Origin of the sequence: Cognatiyoonia sp. IB215446 (assembly GCF_033963825.1) — a bacterium.
Taxonomy (GTDB): Bacteria; Pseudomonadota; Alphaproteobacteria; order Rhodobacterales; family Rhodobacteraceae; genus Yoonia.
Genome location: NZ_JAXBMD010000003.1, coordinates 173,198 through 195,765 on the forward strand (window position 1 = coordinate 173,198; position 22,568 = coordinate 195,765).

A 22,568-nucleotide genomic window follows, 5' to 3' on the forward strand; every position below is an offset into this window, starting at 1 on the left:
CGAGTGTTTGCATTGCTGTCACAGCCTGTAGGCCTGTTTGGCCAGCCGATAGGCGAGGTCATGGGCTACTTCGGTCGCGTCAGCACGGGCAAGCCGCCCGGTCGCGACAAGGGTGGCGAGATAGGCGCAATCAACGCGCCGCGCGACATCATGGCGGGCGGGGATCGAGCAAAAGGCGCGGGTGTCATCGTTGAAGCCGACAGTGTTGTAGAAGCCGGCGGTTTCGGTCGTGGCTTCGCGGTACCGGCGCATGCCTTCGGGGCTGTCAAAAAACCACCAGGCCGGGCCGAGTTTCAGGGCGGGGTAGACACCGGCGAGTGGGGCGAGTTCGCGCGCGTAGGTGGTCTCGTCCAGTGTGAAAACGATCAGGGTGAAATCGGGGTTCAGCCCGTGTTTGTTCAGGAGCGGTTTGAGTGCTGTCGTGTAGTCAACGGCCTTGGGGATATCGAACCCTTTGTCGGGTCCGTAAGTGTCAAGAATGTGGGCGGCGTGGTTACGATGCGATCCGGGGTGGATCTGCATGACAAGGCCATCCTCAACACTCATTCCGGCCATTTCGGTGAGCATCTGGGCGCGGAAAAGGGCGTGATCGTCCGGGGAGGCATCACAGGCTATGACCTTGTCGAAGAGGGCGGTTGCTTCGGCAGGGGTAAGATCGGCCGTCGTGGGGTCTGGATGGCCGTGATCAGTTGCTGTGGCACCGCGTGATTTGAAGAATGCCCGGCGCGCACGATGTGTTTTCAGATATCCCCGCCATGTCTGCGTATCCTCGCCGGTCAGGCCTCCGAGTGCCGCGACGTTATCGATGAACCCGGGCGCATCCGGATCAACCGTGGCGTCGGGGCGGTAGGTGGGTATGACCCGCCCGGACCAGTCGGCATTGGCGATGGTCTGGTGATGGTCAAGCGGGTCAAGTGCGGCATCTGTTGTTGCCAAGGCGGCAATGCCGAAGCGATCAAAAAGCGCGCGGGGACGATAGGTGGGTTCTGCCAGACACGCACTGATATGATCATAGATCGCGTCTGCGGTATCCGCATTCAGGGGTTCGGTGACGCTGAAAACCTCTGCCAGTGCGTGATCCATCCAAAGCTGCGACGGGGTCGCGCGAAAGAGATGGTAATGCGCAGCGAACTTGCGCCAGATCGTGCGTCCGTCACTTTCGCCCTGCGTGCCATCGGTTCTAGCGATGCCAAGCTCCTCTAGCGGCACACCTTGCGAACAGAGCATCCGCAGCAGGTAATGATCTGGCGTGACGAACAGCCGCGCGGGATCAGGAAAGGGCGCGTTTAGCGCGAACCATGAGGGGTCGGTATGGCCATGCGGACTGATGATCGGCAGGTCTGCAACGCTTTCGTAAAGATCGCGCGCATGGCCCCGCGCTGATTTCTCCAGCGGGAAGAGGCGATCAGCATCGAGTTTTGGCATCGCGTCCCCCCGTTTGCGCGCAATTACTGAGAGACACGGCGGATGGGTGTCACTCCTCGTCGAAGATATTCTAGTATACTAGTAGTGTCAAACCACGTGATGGCCCCTTTACGCGGTTCCGCGTACCGGCCTGTCATTGGTGATGTTGAAGATCATCCCATCCAGAAGCTCTTCCAGATCGGGCCGTGCTGCGGGGCCGTTCGAGATATCGACCAGCATCAATGTGCCGTTAGGGCGGATCGCGAAAGCGCCGGGTTCGGCAAAGATGTTTTCGGTTTCTGCGTCTGATAACGGAACGGACACGTAAAGCCCAAGACCGCGCATCTGTTCTTCGGTCATGCCGTAGCAAAGATCAAAGGCCCAGCCATGTTCCTTCTGATCGGCGGCTGCTTTGTCAGCGGGGTCGGCAGAGGCCACGACAACATTCATATGCCCGGTCCAGTCCGAGAGGGACGCGTTCAGCTTGTTCAGGAACCTTTTGCACCGCGGACAGTGCCGACCGCGGTAAACAAACAGCATCGTCCAGCGGTCATTGCGCCCGCCAATGACATAGCTTTGGTCTTTCCCGACCATCGGGAGCGTCAATGGGCCAACCGGAGCTCCAACTCTGGGTTTGTCATCTGCCATGGGCGTACCCTTCCTGTTGTCTTACCGAAAAAAGGCCGCATTCTTCCGATGAATTTCCGCGATTGTTGTATCCAGGCGACTGATGTGGTGCCGGATAAGTTCGCGCGCATCTGCGGCACAGCGGCGGTCGAGCGCGTTGGCAATCGCACGATGATCGGCCAGAACATCCGCCACATTTTCGTAGTCCGAAAGGCTGAGTAGGCAAAGGCGATCAATTTTATGCTTGCAGCTTTTGATCGTCTCGAACGCCATCGGCAGGCCCGTCAGATCGCAGATACATTCATGGAAACCGTAGTCGAGCGCGTGAAAGCTGGCGAGGTCGTCGGACGCCAATGCCTCAGACTGCTCGGACAGGTTTTTGGCGAGATTTTCCGAACGAGGCTGATCCCAAATCGCGCAGGCGCGGTCCAGAACCTCCAACTCGACCGCGAGCCGGACAAAACGGGTGTTTTCGATTTCGGGCCGAGAAAACCGCCTGATGATCGTCGCGCGCTGCGGGCGAATTTCGATGAGATCGAGATTATGCAATCTTCGAAAAGCGTCACGAACCGGTTGTCGCGACACCCCGTATTGTCGCGCCACATCGGCTTCAGAAATCTTGGCACCCGGCAGGATCGTCAGCGCAACAATGTCGGCGTGCAGCTTTTCAAAAACCACGTCAGCAGTCGATTTGGACGTGCTGACGCGCGATGCGTCATACATCTTTTGTCCCTCCTTGCCGGCCGCCGGGCGCGCTTTTGGGTCGGCGCCATTCCTTCAGACAGCCCTGCGGTCCGCTCTTTAACACCACCAAAATGACTTAATGACAACTCTCTTGACAATTCTGGGATACTAGTCTCCAGTAAGTCAATAGCGGGGTGCTGTTCATGCGCCTCCGTGCCGCCAGGTGCTGCATCAGACTGTGGAGGAAAGGTTGGATGCATCGCAAAGCACCGAATTATGAACACAGGGAGAGAACAATGAACTTATCAGTTTCGAAGGCATTTCTGGGCACCGCGACCGCGCTGTCCTTTGTTGCATCTGTAGCGATTGCCGAGGATTGGCGCGCGTGGAACATCCACTCAGATGGCCATCCCAACACAGCAGCGATGGACCTTTTTGCCGAGCTGGTCGCCGAAAAGACAGGCGGCGAAGTCAATGTGGAGGTCTTCCATGGTGGCGTTCTGGGCACCCAGCCGGACGCTATCGAACAGGTGCAGCTGGGCGCGATCGACGTCGGCAACTTCAACCTTGGACCGCTCGGTTCCATCGTGAATGAAGCCAACCTCGTCTCGCTTCCATTCATCTTCCGCGATGTCGACCACATGTTCCGGGTGTTGGACGGCCCCGCAGGAGAGCAGATCACTAGCGCAATGGGTGACGCTGACCTCTTGCCGATTGCGTGGTTCGACGCTGGTGCGCGGTCATTCTATAACAATTCCGGCCCGATCAATACGCCAGACGATGTGGCAGGCATGAAAATCCGCGTGATGAACAATGACCTCTTCACGGGGATGGTGAATGCCATGGGCGGCAACGGCACGCCGATCGCCTTCTCCGAAGTCTACCAATCACTTAGCACTGGAGTCGTAGACGGTGCGGAAAACAACCTGCCGTCTTTCCAATCCGTCGGCCATTATGAGGTTGCGGGCTTCTATTCAATGTCAGAGCATCTGATCATTCCGGAATGTGTCTGTGTGAACACCGCAAAGTTTGAAGCTTTGTCAGCTGACATGCAGTCTGCTGTCGTCGCAGCAGCAGAAGAAGCCGCTGCCTTCCAGCGCGAGCTATGGAACGAACAGACCCAAGCCAGCCGCGAGGCGGTCGAGGCCGCGGGTGTCAAGATCAACCAGATCGCCGACAAGACCCCATTCCAAGAAGCTATGGTCCCGGTTTACGAAAACTATCTGGCCGCCAACCCGGACATGGCCGAACTGGTCGCTCTCGCACAAGCGACCGAGTGATCTTCGGATAATCTGCAGACATGGCGCCCGGTCAGCTGACCGGGCGCTGTGTTGCACCAAAGGTCGACAGGGATGAGCGATTTGCCAAACAAACATACCGGGCTTGGCCCTATCGACAGTGTCTTTCGCGGAGTCGTTTTCATCTGTCGCGTCGTGGCTGTTATTGCCCTCGTCTCAATGACGCTTTTGCTTGGATATCAGGTATTTGGCAGATACGTCTTGAACGATACGCCGACATGGGTTGATCCGCTCTCATTGCTTCTTGTGATGCTCATCGCGTTTCTGGGCGCGGGGATCGGTGTTTATGAACACACCCATCTCTCGGTCGTGGTCTTTCGCAAGATGGTCGCACGCAAGGTTCGGTCTGTAATGATCATTATGACCGATGTGTTCATGACAGTCTTTGGTGGATTGATGCTCTGGTATGGCGGTCAACTGACATTGTTCAAGTGGAACTCACTCATACCGCTGATCCAATGGCCTGAAGGTTTGCGATCCTTGCCGCTGACCATTTGTGGCGGCATGATCCTTGTCTTTTCGCTTGGCCATCTCGCGCGACACCTGTTGGGCCGGGATACACGCACGGACAGCATTGAATAGGGCCTGATTGATGGGACTTGCTTTACTTCTGGGCCTCTTCGCCTTGTGCGTGGTGATTGGAACGCCGGTCGCTTTCGCGCTGGGCATTTCCGCCATTGCCGCGTTCTGGTTCGAAGGCTTGCCGCTGATGGTCGGGTTTCAGCGGATCGTTGCGGGGATCAATGTCTTTTCGCTGTTGGCAATCCCCTTTTTCATCTTCGCGGGCGAGTTGATGTTTCACGGCGGTATCGCCGTGCGCCTTGTCCGGTTCGCGCAGGCCGCTGTCGGTGCAGTGCGCGGTGGGCTCGGCATTGTGAATGTTCTGTCGTCGATGTTGTTTGGCGGGATCTCCGGCTCTGCTATTGCCGATATCTCGGCACTTGGTTCGATCCTGATCCCTGTGATGAAGGACAAGGGCTATGACGCGGACTATGCGGTCAACGTCACGGTCACCTCTTCGATTGCCGGGATCATTATTCCGCCGAGCCACAACATGATCATCTACGCTATCGCCGCAGGTGGGGCGGTGTCGATATCGAAGCTGTTCCTTGCCGGAGTTGTACCGGGCATCCTGATGTGCATCTGTCTGGCTGCAGCCGCATACATCGTTGCCATCAAACGCGGTTACCGGGCCGAGCAATTCCCAGGCTGGACAGCGCTGTTTCTGGCCTTTGTCGGCGCGATACCGGGGCTGCTTACAGCGGTGATCATTGTCGGTGGCGTGCTGTCGGGCGTGTTTACGGTAACCGAGTCCGGGGCCTTTGGCGTGATCTATGCGTTCATCGTGACTTTGCTGGTTTACCGGTCAATCACGTGGGAAAATTTCAAGACGGCGGTCAATCAGTCGGTCAAGACGACGGCGATGGTGATGATCCTGATCGCCTGTGCAGCGGCCTTTGCCTATATGTTGACCTACTACCGTGTGCCGACAAAGATGGTCACGCTGCTGACAGGGATCACCGACAACCCGATCCTGATACTATTGATGATCAACGTGGTTCTGCTGCTGCTGGGCATGATCATGGACATGGCGGCGCTGATCCTGATCTGTACGCCGATCTTTCTGCCGGTAGCACAGGCCTTGGGTGTGGACCCGGTGCAGTTCGGGATGATCCTGCTGGTGAACCTCGGGCTGGGCCTTTGCACACCGCCTGTTGGTTCGTGTCTCTTTGTGGGATGCGCCGTTGGCAAGTTACCGATGGAACAAGCCATTCGAACGATCTGGCCGTTTTACATCGCTATCTTTGTTGCGCTGATGCTGATCACCTTTGTCCCAGCCATTTCCATGACCCTGCCAAACCTGCTGGGTGGCTAAGACAGGGCGGCGATGACGCCGCGCAGCTCTGCTAATCCGCGCAACCGCCCGATCAGGGTATAGCCTGGCTGGAACGTTTGGCCGATGTCTGACAACAGCGCATGCCCGTGATCGGCGCGAAAGGGGATGTTCGTGTCTCGGTTGGCCTCAGCCTCAAGCAGTTCGTCAATGACGGCGACCAGATCAATGTCACCGGCCAGATGCGCGCTTTCGGTGAAAGACCCGTCCTGCTCCTTGATGACATTGCGCAAATGCGCGAAATGCGTTCGGTGCCCAAAGGAGCGGGCGATGGACGGCAGATCGTTGCGTGGGTTCGCCCCAAGCGAGCCGGTGCATAGCGTCAGGCCATTTGCTGGGTCATCAACGGCCTGCATGATCCATCTGATGTCCTCTTCGGTCGATACGATCCGTGGTAGTCCAAGAATATCGCGCGGCGGGTCATCCGGATGGATGCACATATGAATGCCAAGCGCGCTGGCCGTCGGGATCACCTCTTCAAGGAACCGTTTGAGGTTGGCGCGCAGATCGTCGTGAGAAAGACCTTCATACCTATCAAGCGCATCTTTCAGTCCGGCCACGTCAAAGCGGTCAACGGCGCCAGGCAATCCGGCCATGATCGCGTGCAAAAGCGCGTCGCGCGTCGCTTCGGTGCTGTCTTGAAACCACATGTCGCCTGCACGGATCGCCTCAGGGTCATAGGTGTCATGGGCGGCTTCTCGGCCGAGCATATGGATTTCAAATGCAGCCATCCTTGATGTCGAGAAATGCAGGCAGGTGCCGCCGCGCGGCACCGGAAGCGATAGATCCGTACGGGTCCAGTCGAGGATTGGCATGAAGTTGTAGCAGACCGTTTTGACGCCTGCCTGCGCCAGGTTTGCAAGCGATGCGCGGTAGGTGTCGAAATGCCGGGACAGGGGGCCGGTGCCACGTTTGATATCCCCGTGGACGGGCAGGCTTTCGACCACATCCCAGGTAAAACCGGCAGCTTCAATCTCTGCGCGGCGCCTGACAATAGCCTCTGACGTCCATAGATCACCGTAGGGCACAGCATGCAGGGCGCTGACAATACCAGCGGCGCCTGTCTGGGCGACTTCGCTCAAAGAAAGAGGGTCGAATTCTCCGAACCAACGCCAGGTTTCACGCATCGCTCCGCGCCTGCATGTAATTCGCGGTTTCAAGGCTCGCAGGCTCAACCGGGACCAGAGCCCCCCGTTGCATGATCACAGCGCGCGATAAGGTGCAGCCATAGGTAATGCTGGCAGCAATATCTTCGCCTGCAGCGTAGCGCCCAAAGACGCCAGCATTAAAGCTGTCACCGGCGGCGGTTGTATCGACAACGGTGTCTACGGGTGCGAACGCTATCTGGCCGCTGGCTTCTCCGTCGACATAGTGCACCGGATCCGCGCCGTTTTTGACGATGACCGTCTTTGCCCCGACCGCGCGGTAGCGTTCTGCCGTGGCCTGCGGGTCCGCATCATTGAACCACGTGGCTTCATCTTCAAATGACGGCAGCAAGATGTCACTCACGGCGGCACCTTGCATGATCGTATCTGTCATCTCGGTTTCCGTGGACCAGAGTTTTGGCCGTAGGTTGGGATCGAAGGCAACGGTCTTGCCGTTTGAACGCGCTGCACGCAAGGCGTTCAGCAAGACGTCGCGGCGGTCCGGCGTGAGGATCGCCAGCGTGATGCCAGAGAAATAGATCAGGTCCGCGAAGGCCATTGCGATATCCAGTTTGGTCGAGTCGTCGGCCAGTGTCTTGGCCGCAGACTGTCCGCGCCAATAGGAGAAACTGCGTTCACCGTGATTGAGCGAAATCAGGTAAAGCCCAACTGTGCGACCTTGCGCGACCTGCACAAACTGGTCGTCAATGCCGCTTTCACACATGAATGAGCGCATCTGCTGCGACAGGGCGTCGTCGCCAATGGCCGTGAGGTAGAGAAGCTGCACATCAGACGCCGTACGGGCCAGATACCAGGTTGTGTTGAAGGTGTCGCCAGCAAAGCCCAGACGATAATCGCCATCCCTATCGGTTGGAGCCATTTCTGCCATACATTCGCCTATCGCCAGAAAGCGCATGGCAGGTCCTTCCTACGAAAACAGCATGCCGCCATTGATGTCGATGTTCGTTCCCGTCAGAAATGCGCTGTCATCGCAAGCCAGAAACAGGACAAGGTTCGCCGCATCTTCCACATTGCCCTGACGTTTGAGTGGTGCGTTCGCCTCAAACCCACGGCGGCCCGCATCGGGTGTGTGAATGTTGTGAAAGTCCGTATCGATCATACCGGGGCAGAGCGCGTTGACGCGGATATCTGGGCCCAGTTCCTTGGCAAGGCCGCGCGTCATGGTCATGATCGCACCCTTTGACGCGGCATAGGCCACAGCACCGGGCCCGCCGCCGTCACGCCCGGCTTGCGAGGCGAGGTTTACGATTGTGCCAGCCTTCATATGCGCCAGACAGGCCTTGGTCATCATGAAAGTAGATGTCAGATTCAGCGTCATGACAGCGTTCCAATGTGCGAGGTCCATCTCGGCCAGGGTTTTGCGCGCGATCAATCCACCAGCGTTGTTCACCAGCACGTCGATGCTGCCGAATTGGTCGATACTTTTACCCACCAGCCGATTAACCCCATCCAGTGTATTCAGGTCGGCCTGCACGGCCATGGCCGCACCGCCTGCAGCCTTGATATTCGCGACAACCGTATCCGCACCCCTCGCGCTTTCATAATAGCTGATCGCCACGTTTGCCCCTTCAGCGGCCAGTTTTCTGGCCGCCGCCGCGCCGATATCTCGGCCACCACCCGTCACAATGGCGGTTTTTCCAGCAAGCTTCATGGCGGCGTTCCTTATGCGTCGCCCGATATCCGAGCGGAGGTTTCTTAGCTTTCAAGTTGTCTGTAATAGTCGAAAATCTCAGGCACGTTACCATCGCCCAGGCCGGCATCTACAGCGGCCTTCAGGTTTTGCGTTGTTCCTTCAGCGATTTCCGCGCGTGTCCCGATATCGTCGACCATCTGCAGAAAATAGCCCAGATCCTTGTTGGCGTTGTTAATTGAAAATCCAAGATCACTCACACCGTCCACGGCGTAGTTCTTGCAAAACCCCATAAAGGGCGAATTAGATGGCCCTGCCGACATGATGTCATAAAGCTGGGCGCGATCCACACCGGCACGTTCGGCCACCGCGAAGGCCTGGCTCATCGCGCAAACGGTCGTCATGCCCATGTAATTGTTGATCAGCTTGGTCACATGTCCCGATCCCAATGCGCCAAGGTAGAAGACGTTCTCGCCCTGTTCATCAAGGATCGGTTTCACCTTGTCGAATGTCGCCCTGTCACCAGCAGCCATGATGTTCAGCAGCCCATCTTTCGCGTGTGCTGGCGTGCGCCCGAGCGGGGCGTCGATCATCCCGGCCTCTCTTTCTGCCAAATCTGCGCCGATCTTACGGGTCGAGGCTGGAACGGATGTACCAAAGTCGATGAGCACAGCACCCGGTTTGATCCCTGCAAGGATACCGTCATCGCCATAGACAAGTGATTCAACCACATCAGAGGTTGTGACGCAGAGCATGATGATATCGCTGGCTTCAGCCAGCTCTTTGGGGCTCGTCACCACCCGCGCATTTCCGCGCGCCAGGACTGCGTCAATGACATCTTTCTTACGGCCCATGACGACCATCTCGAACCCACGTTTCTGCAGGTTGGCAACCATGTTGCCGCCCATAAGCCCGAGGCCAATAAAACCGATGACGGGTTTGCTCATCATATACGCTCCGCTGGGGGATTTGGTGTTGCGGGGATCACAGGAAATCCTCTCGGTGAGGAGTGAAGACGTCCAATAGGGTGCCCGCTTCCAGACAAGTGGCCCCGTGTTCGATGTTGGGTTCCTTGTAGAGTGAGTCTCCCGGACCCACGATGTAAGTCACTGTTCCGACGGTGAATTCAAATTTCCCGGACATGACGTAAGTAATCTGTTCGTGTGGATGGTGATGCATTGGAGCTGTGGTGCCCGCATCAAAGTGCACCTCGACAACCATCAGATTGTCGTTATGTGCTCCGATCTTACGGCTAAGGCCGGCGGCCACCGTTTCAAGCTCATTGTCACTGCTTGGGAAGTAGTTTTTCACGCTCATGTGGTTCTCCGCACCTTCAGCTGTTCGCAAGCTTCTTCATCACGACCTTGAACGTGTGTTCATCGGGGTCAGTGAAGTAAAGATCAGCGTCATAACCCTGATCGTCCATGAAATTGAAAATACGCTTCGGTTCGCTCAACCGATAAGGCACCAGCAAGGTCGCAATCCGGTGGCGGGTTGCGGCCGGGTAATGTGCCGTCAGACAGGTGCTGACGGGCAGGCCTTCATACTCCGCGGGATCCACATCGGTAAATTCGGTTGCCTGGCTGATTTCCGGTTTGCCACCTTCGGACCACACAACCTGTCCATAAAAACCGGCACGTTTCTGCGTGTTGCGGAATGTCGATCTGCCCAACGCGAATGGTTCATTGGCGTGCAGAAGCCAATCAACCGTGACGGGCGTGTCGGCGTCCACCTTGTCAACGATGACAAAGTAGGAGTTGCGCACGAAGTAAACCTCGCGCACAGCGCGGTTCACTTCGGGTGAGAGGCTTTGGTAGGCCGGCGTGGCGTCACCGCAGATATAGACGTGATCATCGCGTTGTTCGGCCGCAATGATCTTGCCTGTCGCTGCAAGCGCCTTTGCCTTGTCTTTTTCAGCATACTGACCTTTGCCGTTGATCAGGATCGCATTCTTCGATCTGGTCTGGCGCCGCCAGTTGCGGTGCATGGTTGAATTGAATGCGACGTAATAACCTGACTGGATTGCCAGATCCTCGCCATAAGCAGAAAGGCAGAACGCGTTCTGGTCGCCATGGCTGTGGCTCACCGAGCCGAACCGGGATGACTTGAAGACGAACTGGATGTGGTTGTCGGGGTCATCCATCGCGTGCTGCACACCGACCCAGCCGATCCCCTTGAAATGTCGCAGACCGCCCTTTGGCGACTGTGCCGCTACAACCGGGAAATCGGTCTGGAAGACCATTTCATCGAAATTCGTGTCCCACCAACCCCAGTTATAGAAGGCCATTTCGGTGCCCGGATTGGTGCGCAAATTTTCCTCGGCGTACCATTGATAGTCGCCTTTGCCGGTGACACCGGCGAACTGGCGCATATTGAGCCCGGTTTTGATAGCAGGCAGATCGCCCAGTGCGCTGTCGTCGCCAAATGATGCCCTGCTGGTATTGGGCGCGTTGCAGAACAAAGGGAAGTCCGCCGTGTTCTGAAAAAAGGGGCGTTTGTAAATGTCGATGCCGGTATAGCTTTTCAGCCGGTTGGCTGCGTCGATCAGATAGGCCATGCCCATCATCCAGTACTGCGCCCCCTCGGCCCAGCCACCGTCACTGTCGCCCCACGGCGAATAGACGGTCATCAGGAATTCGATGGCATAGTGCAGCCAAGCGCGCGCCTCGTCCTCTTCATCATCACCAAGCAAAGCGATGCAGGCGGGCACAATCACCAGCGAGACAGAGCGGACGGCGTGGCTGTCGTAAGGGAAAAGGTGGATTTTGGCGTTCAGGATCGCATGCTCCGCGATGTCGCGGGTCCGCGCCAGAAGTGAGGCACGGACTTTTATGCGTTCGTCTTCGGACAACTCGTCGTAGAGCCAGTCGTATCCCCAGGCCAACGCATTGCAGACGCGGTAGGCCCATTCGTCCGTATACGCACGCGATGTAACACCCATCGGATCCCAGCTTGCAGTTTCCAGCAGCCATTCCTTGGCGCGGGCTGTCATCTCCGCGTTGTCTGTGACCTTGCCCCCAATGGCGAGGTGGCGGATCGCATACCAAACCTCTTGCAGATCGATGTACGTCTGCCGCCAGACGGGGGCCGTGCGTTGGTGGTTGGGATAGCCATCCGGTTCGGACATCACCGGGCGATCCAGCCATGGCACGACGGATTTGTCGTAGAATGTGGACCAAGCGCAATGATCCGGGTCAGCCACAGCTGCAGCTTTGAAATCCTTGAGGCGATCCGGCGTCATCCAAAGGCGCGGATGCGCGGTCGTGACCTGCGAAAGACGCATGGTGCGTGCGGGCAGGGGGGTTTCAGGCAGTCCGTCGGCAATTGTAAAGCTGCGTGTACTGCTCCAACTGCTGGTGGGTTTGCCGGTGCTCTCATCCCATGTCGCATAAGACCAATGGTAGCTACCCGGTGCCAGAACTTTGTCTGGTGTGAAAAAATTGTGAGGAATGGCGTTGAAAAAGAAAGTGTCGGCTTTGCGGAATTTCGGGTCCGACGAAACACGCAAAGCATAGGACGCCTCATCGTCAATCACGGGAATCCAGGTAAAGCGCGGCGGGTTTTCCACGATCTCATCAAGTTCGGTCGGGCCATATTGAATGGTCAATCGGCCAGCTTTTGGTTCGTCGAGCGTAGGAAGAGCGTCTGCGGGCATCGCGTGTCTTGTCTGCTGCTTTTTTATGTTGGGGGATGTCAGGGGCGGCACCTGTGCACCGCCCCCAACGGGAGGAAAGTCAGCCGCCGTATTGGCGGTCGTAAGCTGATTGCATCACCGCCAGCAATTCCTGCATTCCCATGTCATCCAGCTGGGCGAGGTAGTCATCCCATTCGGCCTCTACATCGGCAGAGCCGAGGATCCAGCTTTGCTGCTTTTCAAGCATGTAGTCGCGGATGGAACCCCAGGTCCGGTCATAGACCCGCTGTTCTTCCGCGTTGAATGCGACGCCCAGAAAATCCGGGATCAGGTAATCGCCCTGTTCATACAGTTCGATCCCGGCGAGTGCGAATTCGTTGGTCCATTGGATCTCGTAACTGTAGTCCTGAAAGTATCCGCGGGCCTGTAGCTGTGCCCCATTCTGATAAAGCGAGCGGTTGACCGGACCGGCATTCAGGAACTCTTCCGTGAAGATCGGCTCTCCGTCGATCATCTCGTAATGCACACCCTCGACGCCGAAGTTCGCCAGACGACGCCCTTCCTCGGTGAACCAGAAGTCGAAATACTTGATGGTTTCGACAACATGTTCATTGGTGTGTCCGATCGCCCAGCCATCGGGTTTCACAAGGATGCGGCGGTGTTCCTGGATACGGTTACCGCCAACGGATGCAGGTGGCACCATGGCCTCAAAGCGGAACCCTTCGATCTCGGACGAAAGGCTGTTGTACCCACCTGTCGATGCAAACCAGTCATGGGTCGAGCCGCCGAGATTTTCAGACAGAAGGAAATCGCGAGCTGATGAACCACGGGTGAAGATTTCGGCATCAATCAGCCCTTCATCATACCACCGTGCAAGGTTCTTAATGCCTTCGCGGTACCCTTCGCCGATATAGCCATGGTCGATCCGTCCATCTTCGACAAGGAAGTCGTGGTAGGTGTCAGAGCCATGCGCCCGACCGTCCCAAAGCGTGACAAGACGGATCAGTTCCGGCCACTGGCGCGCAAAGAACGGCACTTCGTCGGCTTCGCCGTTGCCATTGGGGTCTTGTGTTTTGAAGGCACGCAGGACCTCTTCGTATTCCGCGACGGTCTGCGGCACCTCAAGCCCCAAGGCGTCGAGCCAATCGGTCCTAATCCAGTAGGCGCGCCCGTATTTGCCGTCTGGCAGATAGGGAACGTAGTACATTTGCCCATCTGCGGCCTTTACCGCGGCTTCGATGTCAGGACGTTCGGCATAATAGGCGGCGATGTTTGGGGCGTGCTCTGCGATCAGGTCGTTTAGCGGTACAAATGCGCCCTCAGGGCCGTACTGATTGACGAAGTCGCGGATGCGACTGGATCCGACGATGTCCGGGATATTGCCCGATGCCAGCATCAGGTTCAGCGCCTCGGTTCGACCCGTGTTTTCATCGGTCCGCATGTTCGCGCCAACCGTATCGTTCAGCAGGTGAATGCCGGTCAACTCTCGCGCGGTCTGCTCAACCGGCCAATCTTCTTCATAGATGGGATAGCGCGCATGGTTCATCTGAATGGTCAGTTCCAGCGGCTCCTCTACGATCCGCAGGTGCCCATCCGCAAAGGCGGGGGCCGACAGAGCACTGCCCGCCAGCAGCGCTGCCGCAAGTCCTAGTTTACGCATTTCGTTTCCTCCCATTTGCGTTTCATTATTCTTTGACACCCCCAAGCAGGATGCCCTTCTCAAAGTATTTCTGGATGAACGGGTAGACGATCAGCACGGGGATGATCGAACACACGATGATGGCCGCGGTAACGGTCTCTGCGCTGAAACCGGCGGCGGTTTGAACGATGGCGAATTCATCGTCGTCGCTGAGGTTCGCAATCGTGTGGCGCAGAAAAACCTGCAGCGGGATCTTGTCCTCTGATTGCAAGAGCACCATCGCCCAGAAAAAGCCGTTCCAGCGCGACACGATGCAGAACAGCGTGATCGTGGCGATTGCGGGCTTGCTGAGCGGAATGAAGACTTTCCAAAGCACCTGAAAGTCGTTGGCCCCGTCCATCCGTGCGGCTTCTTCAAAACTCTGCGGGATAGCCTCAAAAAAGTTCCGCAACAGGATGATGTTGAAGGCGTTGACCGCGAAGGCGAGGATGATGCCGAACATACTGTCGAGCAGGTTCAGATCACGCATGTTCAGAAAGAAGGGGATCAGGCCGGCGTTGAACCACATAGTGAAGGCGATGAAGAGGTTGAAGAACCGCCGCCCTTTCAGTTGCGGACGGCTGAGCGCATAGGCCCCTGGAATGATAAACGCCAGCGACATGATCGTGCCGCCAATCGTGTAGATGAAGGTGTTGCGATAGCTGATCCAGAATTGCGGGTCGCGCAGGATGTAACCGTAAGCCTCTACCGTAGCGTCGATTGGAGTCAGAACGACCTTGCCTGCTTGGGCGGCAAAACCAGAACTGAACGAAACCGCCGCGATATAAATGAACGGGTAGAGCGTCGCGACTGTGAACATCCCGATCAGGATGGACACGACCACTGCAAAGAACTTGTCGCCACGAGAGTAAAGAGACCACTTTTGCATCTTTTCCCCCTACCAGAGCGACGTGCGCGAGAAACGACGCGAGAGGGTGTTGGCGGTCATCACGAGCACAAAGGCGACGACAGCGTTGAACAGACCCGCAGCGGCAGCTAGGTCGTATTGACCGGATTGCAGACCTTGACGGTAGACCCAGGTGTTCACGACATCCGCCGTTTCGTAGGTGGACGGCTGGTAGAGCAGGATCACGAGCTCGAATGAGACTTCCATGATATTGCCGATGCGGATGATCAGCATGATCAGGATGGTCGGTAGAATCGATGGAATGGTGATCTTCCACATCATTTGCCAGCGGTTGGCCCCGTCGACAACCGCGCTTTCATACAGCGACGGGTTGACCCCGGCGATGGCGGCAAGAAAAACAATTGATCCGAAACCGGCCTCTTGCCAGATGCCGGTGCCAACAAAGATCGGGCGGAACCACTCAGGTTGGGTCAGGAAGTAAACCGGATCGAAGCCAAGCCAGCTGATGATGGTGTTGATGATCCCGGCGGTCGGTGAAAAAGCGGTGATGACAATGCCCGCGATGATGACTGATGAGATGAAATGCGGCAGGTAGACAATTGTCTGGGCGGTGCGTTTGTAGGTCGCATTGATGATTTCGTTGAACATCAGCGCCAGAATGATCGGCGCCGGAAAGCCGAAGAGCAGGTTGTAAAAGCTGATGGTGACCGTGTTTCGCACGGCGCGAATGAACTGATCGTTCGAAAACAGCGTCTGAAAATGTTCGAAGCCGACCCAAGGGCTATTCGCGACACCGCGGAAGATCGAATAGTCCTTGAACGCGATCTGCAGCCCGTACATCGGCTTATACAGAAAGACGATGAACCAGATGATCGTCGGCAGCAGCATGACATATATCTGCCACTCGCGCCGAAAATGGTCCCAGGTCCTGACCCAATGGCTATCCCGCACGCGGGTTTTGCGCTGGCCTAGTGCCGCGTCAGCCTTGGCCACCAGCTCATCGACCGGAAGACCGCCAAAGTCGGAATTGCGATCAGACATCCGACTAGGCCCCTAAAGCCAGGGCGCGGCCTGTCTCTGCATCAAAGAGTTTCACGAGGTGGGCGGGTACGTGGACTTCTTCAACACCCGAAAGGTGGGCGATATCTCCGTTGGTGTCGGCCTTGAAGACCATGTTGTCGTTGCCATAGCGTGCGTGCAGCAAGGCCTCTGACCCTAGCGGCTCGACAAGATCAAGTTCGATTGGAAGCGATGACGTCTCAGCGGTCTGGCCAAGCGTGACGTGTTCAGGTCGGATACCGACGATGACATCGCGCCCGGCATGCCCGTTGATGGCGCCTTGTAATTTGATCTCGGTATTGCCGATCTTGGCCCCTGTTTCAGTCAGCACGCCTTTGATCTGATTCATCGGCGGCGACCCCAGAAAGCCTGCAACGAATGTATTTGCTGGATGGTTGAACAGCTCCATCGGCGTGCCGACCTGTTCGATCCGACCGTCATTCATGACGACGATCCTGTCGGCAAGCGTCATCGCCTCGACCTGATCATGTGTCACGTAAATTGAGGTGACGCCCAGCCGATTGTGCAGGCGTTTGATTTCGGCGCGCATCTGCGTCCGCAGTTTCGCATCGAGGTTCGACAGGGGTTCATCAAACAGGAAAACCTTGGGGTGGCGCACGATGGCTCGCCCCATGGCGACCCGCTGGCGCTGTCCACCCGACAAATCGGCAGGGCGGCGATCAAGATATGGGGTCAGGCCAAGGATTTCGGCGACATCGGCGATGGTTGTGGCGATTTCCGCCTTCGGCATCTTTCGTATGCGCAGACCGAAGGCCATGTTGTCGGCCACATTCAAATGGGGGTAAAGCGCGTAGTTCTGGAAAACCATCGCCACATCGCGGTCTTTCGGCGCAACACGGTTCATCCGGCGCCCGTCAATTGTCAGATCACCCTCCGTGATCTCTTCCAGTCCAGCAACCATCCGCAGGGTGGTGGACTTACCGCAACCGGACGGGCCGACCAGCACCACGAATTCCTTTTCGGCAACATTCAGATCAATGCCGTGGACGACCTGCAAGGCACCGTAAGCCTTTACGATTCCGTCTAGCTCTACCCCGGACATTGCCCCTCCCTGACGTGTCTCGACCATTCTCGTCTGGCAAAAACGATTCGGCTTCTCATATCTGGTATACTAGTAAAAAAACTAGAATGCCAGTCTGGTATACTAGTTTGATTTCTGTTACGTTTTCGTTATCTTCTGTTCAAAAGGGGAGTTCTTTATGGTTCAGACGCTGACGCGAAACGAACGGCGGACGAGTGTTGACGACGTTTTTGACACCCTGCACGAACAGATCGCAACCTTGCAGCTCAAGCCTGGTGATCGGATTTCTGAAGCAGATATTGCCGCCCAATTCGGTGTATCCAGGCAACCTGTCCGTGATGCTTTCAGCCGCCTCGCCAACCTCGACTTGCTGCTGATTAGACCGCAACGCGCAACCGAAGTGCGGCGTTTTTCAATGCGTAAGATCGAAAAGGCCCGTTTTATCCGGGCCGCCATCGAGAAAGAGGTGATATGCCGCGCAACAACCTGTTGCGATGCAGCGGGTGAGACGCGGTTGAACGACGCATTGGCCGAACAGGAAGCAGCAATAGCGGCAAAAGATGTCGAACGCTTCGGCCAGCTTGACTATGCGTTTCACGAAATCCTGTGCAGCATCGCGGGTGTTGACTACGCATTTGAGGTCATCCTTGAAGAAAAGGCCAAGGTTGACCGGCTGTGCATGCTTGGGATCGAAAAAGAACAGCGCATCCCTGAACTGCTTGCCGATCACAAGGCAATTGCAATGGCAGTTATCGCCCATGATACGGATGCGGCGGTCGAGGCTTGTCTGAAGCATCTGTCTCGCCTTGATGTCACGATCGAGCGGATCACTGCGACGAACGCGAATTACTTCGAAAGCGAAACTGCCTGATGTGAGCGGGCCTGTCTGAAGGTCAGGCCGTGAAGCAACATGCAGCAATGGAACCTGGTCCATGACGATCCGGATAGATCACGTGACGCGACAGCCCGGCGCAGGGGATGTTTTAGCTTTGGCCTGGCCGATGACGCTCAGGGCGATCTTCCTACATGGGACCGTCGTTGTTGACGGGTTTCTCTTATCATCCTTGGGTGAAGCCGCCTTGGCCGCGATGGGTCTGGCTGCCGCCCTTGGTGGCATCATGCTGGGCGTTATCTTTGCCTTTTCCCACGCCATGCAGATCCGCACTGCGCAGGCCTTCGGCAGCGGCGATCAAGTGTTTCTCAAATCCGTCCTTGGATCGGGATTGACCATCAGTGTCGGTATGGGTGCGGCTGGTGTCGTGCTGATCTACGTCTGGGGCGGCACCCTGATTGATGCACTCGCGCCCTCGGTTGAGGTCGGGGCAGCCGCACAAACCTATTTGATGATATTCACTATCGTCATTCTTGGTGAAGCGGTTGGCCAGTGTATCGCGAGTTTCTTCAACGGCTGTAGTCGGACCAAGCTGCCGCTTTATGGCTACCTGCTGTCTGTTCCGATCAACATCTGCAGCAGCGTTGTGTTGATCCATGGATATTTCGGATTGCCCGCATTTGGTGTGGCTGGTGCCGCGCTTGGCAGTGCGATTGCGATCATGGTGCAGACATTTTTTTGGACGCTCCTGCTGTTGCGCGGCAACGGGTATCTGCGCCATGTCGTAGGCTGGCATCATGCAACCTTTCTGCCGACCGTCCGGGCGCATGTTCGCTTTGCACTGCCGATTGCAGCAACATTTGTCAGCGCCACGCTGTCCACGCATGTCTGTTCATTGATCTACGCAAGAATGTCCCTGAATGGGTTTGCCGCGATGACGCTGATTGCGCCGTGGAACCTGCTGGCTGGGCAGGTGGCGATGCAATGGACGCAGGCCACAGGCATACTGGTCGCGCAACTCCTGGGTCAGCGCACGTCCGAGGAAGTGCTGGATCGGTTCCTCTCAAGAGCCTGGAACGGAGCGTTTGTTGCTGCAGGTATTGTTGCCGCGATTTTCCTGATCATGTGCCTGTCACTCGACCGGATTTATCCCAATCTTGAGGCTGAAACCCGCGCGATCCTGTTCGGTTTCCTGCCTATTCTTCTGATCATCCAGTTTCCCCGCGCAACCAATGCGATCTGTGGCAACACGCTGCGCGCGTCTGGGGACACGGTCTATGTCATGCATGTCTTTATCTGGTCGCAATGGGCCTTCCGCGTGCCTGCCACAGCTCTTTTTGTCCTTTATCTTGATCTGTCCGCCTTTTGGATATTGTCGCTGTTCTTGTGGGAAGAAGTTCTGAAATTCCCGGCATTTCACCGCAGGCTCTGGCGCGGTGACTGGAAGCAGTCCGACGTCACCTCACCCAAGCATTCATAAAGGAAAGACCGCCATGAACCGATTTTCTCTAGATGGTACACGCGCCTTTGTCACAGGGGCCAATACCGGCATTGGACAAGCCATTGCTGTTGATCTAGCAGCAGCCGGGGCGCATGTGATTGCGGTTGGTCGATCATCAATGGACGATACCCTGGCCAAGATCGCCACTGTCGGTGGTAACGCGGCGGCGCTGAAAGCCGATCTGGGCACTGTAGCCGGGGCGCAGGCCGCCTTTGCCGAGGCCGAAGACCGGTTCGGTCAAATCGGCACGCTTGTGAATAACGCGGGCATCATCCGCCGCGACGACAGTCTGACCTTTACCGAGGAAGACTGGGACGCGGTCATGGATATCAACCTTAAGGTCGTCTTCTTCCTTAGCCAAAGCTTTGCAAAGTCTCGTGTGGCCGCTGGTGCTGGCGGTAGTATTATCAACATTGCCTCGCTCCTGTCATTCCAAGGAGGCATAAGGGTACCATCCTACACGGCCTCAAAAAGCGGCGTTGCAGGATTGACCAAGATATTGTCGAACGAATGGTCGGGCAAGGGGATCACCGTAAATGCGGTGGCGCCGGGCTATGTGATCAGCAACAACACGACCGATCTGCGCAACGACCCCGACCGCAATAAGGCGATCCTCGACCGCATCCCCTTAGGCCGATGGGCAGAGCCAGAAGACATTGCAGGGGCAGTTACCTTTCTGGCTGGTTCCGCCGCGCACTATGTTACGGGCATTACACTACCCGTCGATGGTGGGTGGCTTGGCAGATAGCCGTTGATGCCAAGTGGATGATCGGCTTTTCCGCTCAATCCGGTTTCGCGGCCAGAGCCATCTGTATGACAAGTGTTCGAAGGCCGGCACCCACAAAGAGTGAAATTTGGAACATGGCAGTTATTCACAAGAGTTTTTCAGCGCAGCCATTTGTCCAAAATGGGTCGAAGCTAACCTTGGCCCACGATCATTGAGTTCGCATGTCCCCAAATACTACATCGCGACGAATGACCGCAATTCGGGCGGCGCCTGCGGCACTGAGGCGCGCTCGGACAGTCAGCAGCCAAAGCTGCGGCCTGCACAAGCGTAGGCTGTCAAGGTCAATCGATGTCGCGATGACAATTTTCAAGAACCTGTTGAGGCCCTGAGGCGTAACGCCAATAAACCGCGTCTCAATGCCAAACATTCGTTTCACTAAGAAGGCCGTTGACGCGATCAAGCATCCAACCAGCGGTCAGATTCTCTACCTGGACGACCAACTGCGCGGTTTCGGATTGCGAGTTGGAGCACAATCAAAGGTTTACTTCGCTGATACGGTGAGTCGACCGGGTTGCTCTATGATCCTGGCGGCATCGAGTATGAGGCAAAAAAGGCGATACTGTTCTTTCCCGACGAAACTGACGTACGAGTACGGGAATTTGGAACTGCAGCAACCGGCTGTGAGTTGTGGGCAGTAGGCCTTTCGCTTGACCGATTGAACGAAGATATCAAACGGGGCTTGGAGCTCGCTGGTTTGAAGAACGCAGAATCTCAGGCTGCGTAAGCGACTTTTTCAACGGTTTTTAGAACTGGTGCCGCTGAAGGGACTCGAACCCCCGACCCCATCATTACGAATGACGTGCTCTACCATCTGAGCTACAGCGGCATTCCTCTCTGCATTTGATCCCACCAGCTATTTGTGCCCACTTTCTAACTCACGGGCCTCCCACGTCAATCGCGTATGAACCTGCTACCGACAAATTGCGTACTGCAACAGCATCGGTGGTAGCATCATGCTATGTGCCGGGAAAGGCTTATTTTTCGGCCTGAGACACGCCAGTCTGATCAATTGGCTCAGGATCAGTTGCCAAAATCTCGGCATCTTCCATAACGTCTTCGGGCATCGTCACCACGTTTTGCGTCGGCGCTCCGACAATCAGCGGAAGCATCTCCGTGCCAGCGGGCATCGCCACATCGCCTTCAGGTGGTTTGCGCCAGGCCAGCGTGTCAAACGATCCGCAATTGCTGCAGGTTGCGGCCCAGCCCGCCTGAATGTGCTGGCAGTTGTCACAAATCCATTGCGGGCCGCGCGGTGCCGTTAATGCGCGGGTCAGCCAGCCACGCACAACGGAATCGTCCGCACCTTCGCCGCGTTCGATTGCCGCCATTAGCGTCAGGCTCCGCGCTGATGGATCGGTCTCAACAAGGTCGCCAAGCACACGTTTGGCAGCCGGAAAATCCTCGGCCGAGATATAAAGCTCGGCCATCAGCATCTTGGTTTCCGGATGATCGGCCGTTGGCTTGGTCAGTGTGCGAAAGCGCTTCAAACGCGCCTCGGCGTTTTCATCGGGCGCAATTTCAGCGAATGCTGCGGCGATATCGGGATGTGGCTGCGCGTTCCACGCTTTGGTTAACACCCGCGTTGCATAGCGGGCATTGCCTTCGCCGATATAGCTGCGCGCTGCCATGACAGCTGCGGGGATCAGATCGGGTGAGAGCCGGTTCGCCTCAATCGCGGTTTCGCGCGCTTCGATGGATTTGCCATCCTCCAGCACATCGCGTGCCTCTGACAAGGCCAGCACAGCGTCGCGGCGTTTGTGCACGTCGCGCGGCAGCCCACCTGATTTCAGCTTCGCGCTCAGCGTCTTGCGGGCACCGGCCCAGTCCGACTTTTCGGCCTGCAGACGCAAAAGCACATCCTGCGTTTCTTCATGTTTGGGTTTCAGCGCAAAAGCCTTTTGCGCCAGTGCCAATGCCGTATCTGTGTCTCCATCCGAAAGCTTCTGCTTCATGATCCCACGCACACCGACAAAGCGGGTCTTGTCGTCCGACAGGAGCTTTTTGTAAGTCTCTTCCGCCTTGCGCCGGTCGCCGGTCATCTCAGCCGCCTGCGCCGTCAGCAGGTTAGTCAATTGAGGCTGTTGCAGATACTTGTCGGCTCGCGCTGCCTTGGTCATGGCCAGATGACCTTCGCCCGAGGCGAGCGCCATCATCCCTTCGGACAACGCCTCATACCCTTTGCGTTCGCGATTACGGTCGAAGTAGCGCGAGATTGCAGTCTCATCACCATTGAGAAACTTGAACGTTGCCACACAAAGCGCGAGCAGCTTCAGCCCCAACCAGACCGCCACGACAAAGGCGACAAAGGCAAACACCATCTCAAGCGGGCTGAGCGTGAATTCAAAGCCCATCACGCTGATTGTGGCGCCGCCATCGACCTCCATCAATTGCGTGCCGCCATAGGTGAGGGCGGTGACGATCGCCACAAACGCCAGGATTTTAATCAATGACCAAAGCATATCTA

At 56.7% G+C, this 22,568-nt stretch carries 20 protein-coding genes and 1 tRNA gene; 6 read left to right on the forward strand and 15 right to left on the reverse strand.

Going from position 1 to position 22,568, the window contains the following annotated elements; genetic code table 11:
* Positions 1 to 18: 18 nt before the first annotated feature.
* The 3 genes from uxaC to SLH49_RS15020 form a co-directional block, all read right to left on the reverse strand.
* On the reverse strand, positions 19 to 1,425 hold the full coding sequence (gene uxaC / locus SLH49_RS15010) for a glucuronate isomerase (RefSeq protein WP_320269976.1): 1,407 nt from the start codon (positions 1,423 to 1,425) through the stop codon (positions 19 to 21).
* 108 nt (positions 1,426 to 1,533) lie between these two features.
* A complete protein-coding gene (locus SLH49_RS15015; RefSeq protein ID WP_320269977.1) occupies positions 1,534 to 2,052 on the reverse strand; it encodes a redoxin domain-containing protein in 519 nt (172 codons plus the stop codon).
* 21 nt (positions 2,053 to 2,073) lie between these two features.
* Positions 2,074 to 2,754, reverse strand: a complete 681-nt coding sequence (locus SLH49_RS15020; RefSeq protein ID WP_320269978.1) for a GntR family transcriptional regulator — start codon at positions 2,752 to 2,754, stop codon at positions 2,074 to 2,076.
* A 257-nt stretch (positions 2,755 to 3,011) separates the two neighbouring features.
* Between SLH49_RS15020 and SLH49_RS15025 the strand changes: the two genes are divergently transcribed.
* From SLH49_RS15025 to SLH49_RS15035, 3 genes are all read left to right on the forward strand, one after another.
* Positions 3,012 to 3,995 (forward strand): TRAP transporter substrate-binding protein, encoded by a 984-nt coding sequence (locus SLH49_RS15025; RefSeq protein ID WP_320269979.1) that lies wholly within the window; start codon positions 3,012 to 3,014, stop codon positions 3,993 to 3,995.
* 72 nt (positions 3,996 to 4,067) lie between these two features.
* Entirely contained in the window at positions 4,068 to 4,595 is a 528-nt protein-coding gene (locus tag SLH49_RS15030; protein WP_320269980.1) for a TRAP transporter small permease, read from the forward strand.
* Positions 4,596 to 4,605: 10 nt separating this feature from the next.
* Positions 4,606 to 5,889 (forward strand): TRAP transporter large permease, encoded by a 1,284-nt coding sequence (locus SLH49_RS15035; RefSeq protein WP_320269981.1) that lies wholly within the window; start codon positions 4,606 to 4,608, stop codon positions 5,887 to 5,889.
* Here the strand turns inward: SLH49_RS15035 and uxuA are convergent.
* From uxuA to SLH49_RS15085, 10 genes are all read right to left on the reverse strand, one after another.
* The gene (gene uxuA / locus SLH49_RS15040) at positions 5,886 to 7,034 is read right to left on the reverse strand and encodes a mannonate dehydratase (protein WP_320269982.1); all 1,149 of its coding nucleotides are present in this window, start codon (positions 7,032 to 7,034) and stop codon (positions 5,886 to 5,888) included. The genes SLH49_RS15035 and uxuA overlap by 4 nt on opposite strands.
* Positions 7,027 to 7,968, reverse strand: a complete 942-nt coding sequence (locus tag SLH49_RS15045; protein ID WP_320269983.1) for a sugar kinase — start codon at positions 7,966 to 7,968, stop codon at positions 7,027 to 7,029. The genes uxuA and SLH49_RS15045 overlap by 8 nt, the downstream gene beginning before the upstream one ends.
* A gap of 12 nt (positions 7,969 to 7,980) precedes the next feature.
* Entirely contained in the window at positions 7,981 to 8,724 is a 744-nt protein-coding gene (locus SLH49_RS15050; protein WP_320269984.1) for a glucose 1-dehydrogenase, read from the reverse strand.
* 44 nt (positions 8,725 to 8,768) lie between these two features.
* Positions 8,769 to 9,650, reverse strand: coding sequence for an NAD(P)-dependent oxidoreductase (locus SLH49_RS15055; protein ID WP_320270121.1), 882 nt, complete (start codon positions 9,648 to 9,650; stop codon positions 8,769 to 8,771).
* A gap of 37 nt (positions 9,651 to 9,687) precedes the next feature.
* Positions 9,688 to 10,020 (reverse strand): cupin domain-containing protein, encoded by a 333-nt coding sequence (locus SLH49_RS15060; RefSeq protein WP_320269985.1) that lies wholly within the window; start codon positions 10,018 to 10,020, stop codon positions 9,688 to 9,690.
* Positions 10,021 to 10,036: 16 nt separating this feature from the next.
* Complete coding sequence (locus SLH49_RS15065) at positions 10,037 to 12,358, reverse strand: DUF4962 domain-containing protein (RefSeq protein ID WP_320269986.1); 2,322 nt, start codon at positions 12,356 to 12,358, stop codon at positions 10,037 to 10,039.
* A gap of 79 nt (positions 12,359 to 12,437) precedes the next feature.
* Positions 12,438 to 13,997, reverse strand: coding sequence for an extracellular solute-binding protein (locus SLH49_RS15070; RefSeq protein ID WP_320269987.1), 1,560 nt, complete (start codon positions 13,995 to 13,997; stop codon positions 12,438 to 12,440).
* A gap of 25 nt (positions 13,998 to 14,022) precedes the next feature.
* The gene (locus SLH49_RS15075) at positions 14,023 to 14,904 is read right to left on the reverse strand and encodes a carbohydrate ABC transporter permease (protein ID WP_320269988.1); all 882 of its coding nucleotides are present in this window, start codon (positions 14,902 to 14,904) and stop codon (positions 14,023 to 14,025) included.
* A 9-nt stretch (positions 14,905 to 14,913) separates the two neighbouring features.
* Positions 14,914 to 15,924 carry a sugar ABC transporter permease gene (locus tag SLH49_RS15080; RefSeq protein WP_320269989.1) on the reverse strand — a complete coding sequence of 337 codons (1,011 nt, stop codon included), beginning with the start codon at positions 15,922 to 15,924 and terminating at the stop codon, positions 14,914 to 14,916.
* Positions 15,925 to 15,928: 4 nt separating this feature from the next.
* Positions 15,929 to 17,005, reverse strand: coding sequence for a sn-glycerol-3-phosphate ABC transporter ATP-binding protein UgpC (locus SLH49_RS15085; protein WP_320269990.1), 1,077 nt, complete (start codon positions 17,003 to 17,005; stop codon positions 15,929 to 15,931).
* Positions 17,006 to 17,162: 157 nt separating this feature from the next.
* Between SLH49_RS15085 and SLH49_RS15090 the strand changes: the two genes are divergently transcribed.
* The 3 genes from SLH49_RS15090 to kduD all read left to right on the forward strand — a co-directional run bounded on the left by SLH49_RS15090 (position 17,163) and on the right by kduD (position 20,065).
* Positions 17,163 to 17,855, forward strand: coding sequence for a GntR family transcriptional regulator (locus SLH49_RS15090; RefSeq protein ID WP_320269991.1), 693 nt, complete (start codon positions 17,163 to 17,165; stop codon positions 17,853 to 17,855).
* 61 nt (positions 17,856 to 17,916) lie between these two features.
* Positions 17,917 to 19,296 (forward strand): MATE family efflux transporter, encoded by a 1,380-nt coding sequence (locus tag SLH49_RS15095; protein WP_320269992.1) that lies wholly within the window; start codon positions 17,917 to 17,919, stop codon positions 19,294 to 19,296.
* 13 nt (positions 19,297 to 19,309) lie between these two features.
* Positions 19,310 to 20,065: a 2-dehydro-3-deoxy-D-gluconate 5-dehydrogenase KduD gene (kduD, locus tag SLH49_RS15100; RefSeq protein WP_320269993.1), complete on the forward strand. Its 756-nt coding sequence runs from the start codon at positions 19,310 to 19,312 to the stop codon at positions 20,063 to 20,065.
* Between the two features lie 789 nt (positions 20,066 to 20,854).
* Here kduD and SLH49_RS15105 read toward each other — a convergent pair.
* Positions 20,855 to 20,930: transfer RNA gene (locus SLH49_RS15105), tRNA-Thr, on the reverse strand.
* A 148-nt stretch (positions 20,931 to 21,078) separates the two neighbouring features.
* Positions 21,079 to 22,563: a heme biosynthesis protein HemY gene (locus SLH49_RS15110; protein WP_320269994.1), complete on the reverse strand. Its 1,485-nt coding sequence runs from the start codon at positions 22,561 to 22,563 to the stop codon at positions 21,079 to 21,081.
* Between the last annotated feature and the right edge of the window lie 5 nt (positions 22,564 to 22,568).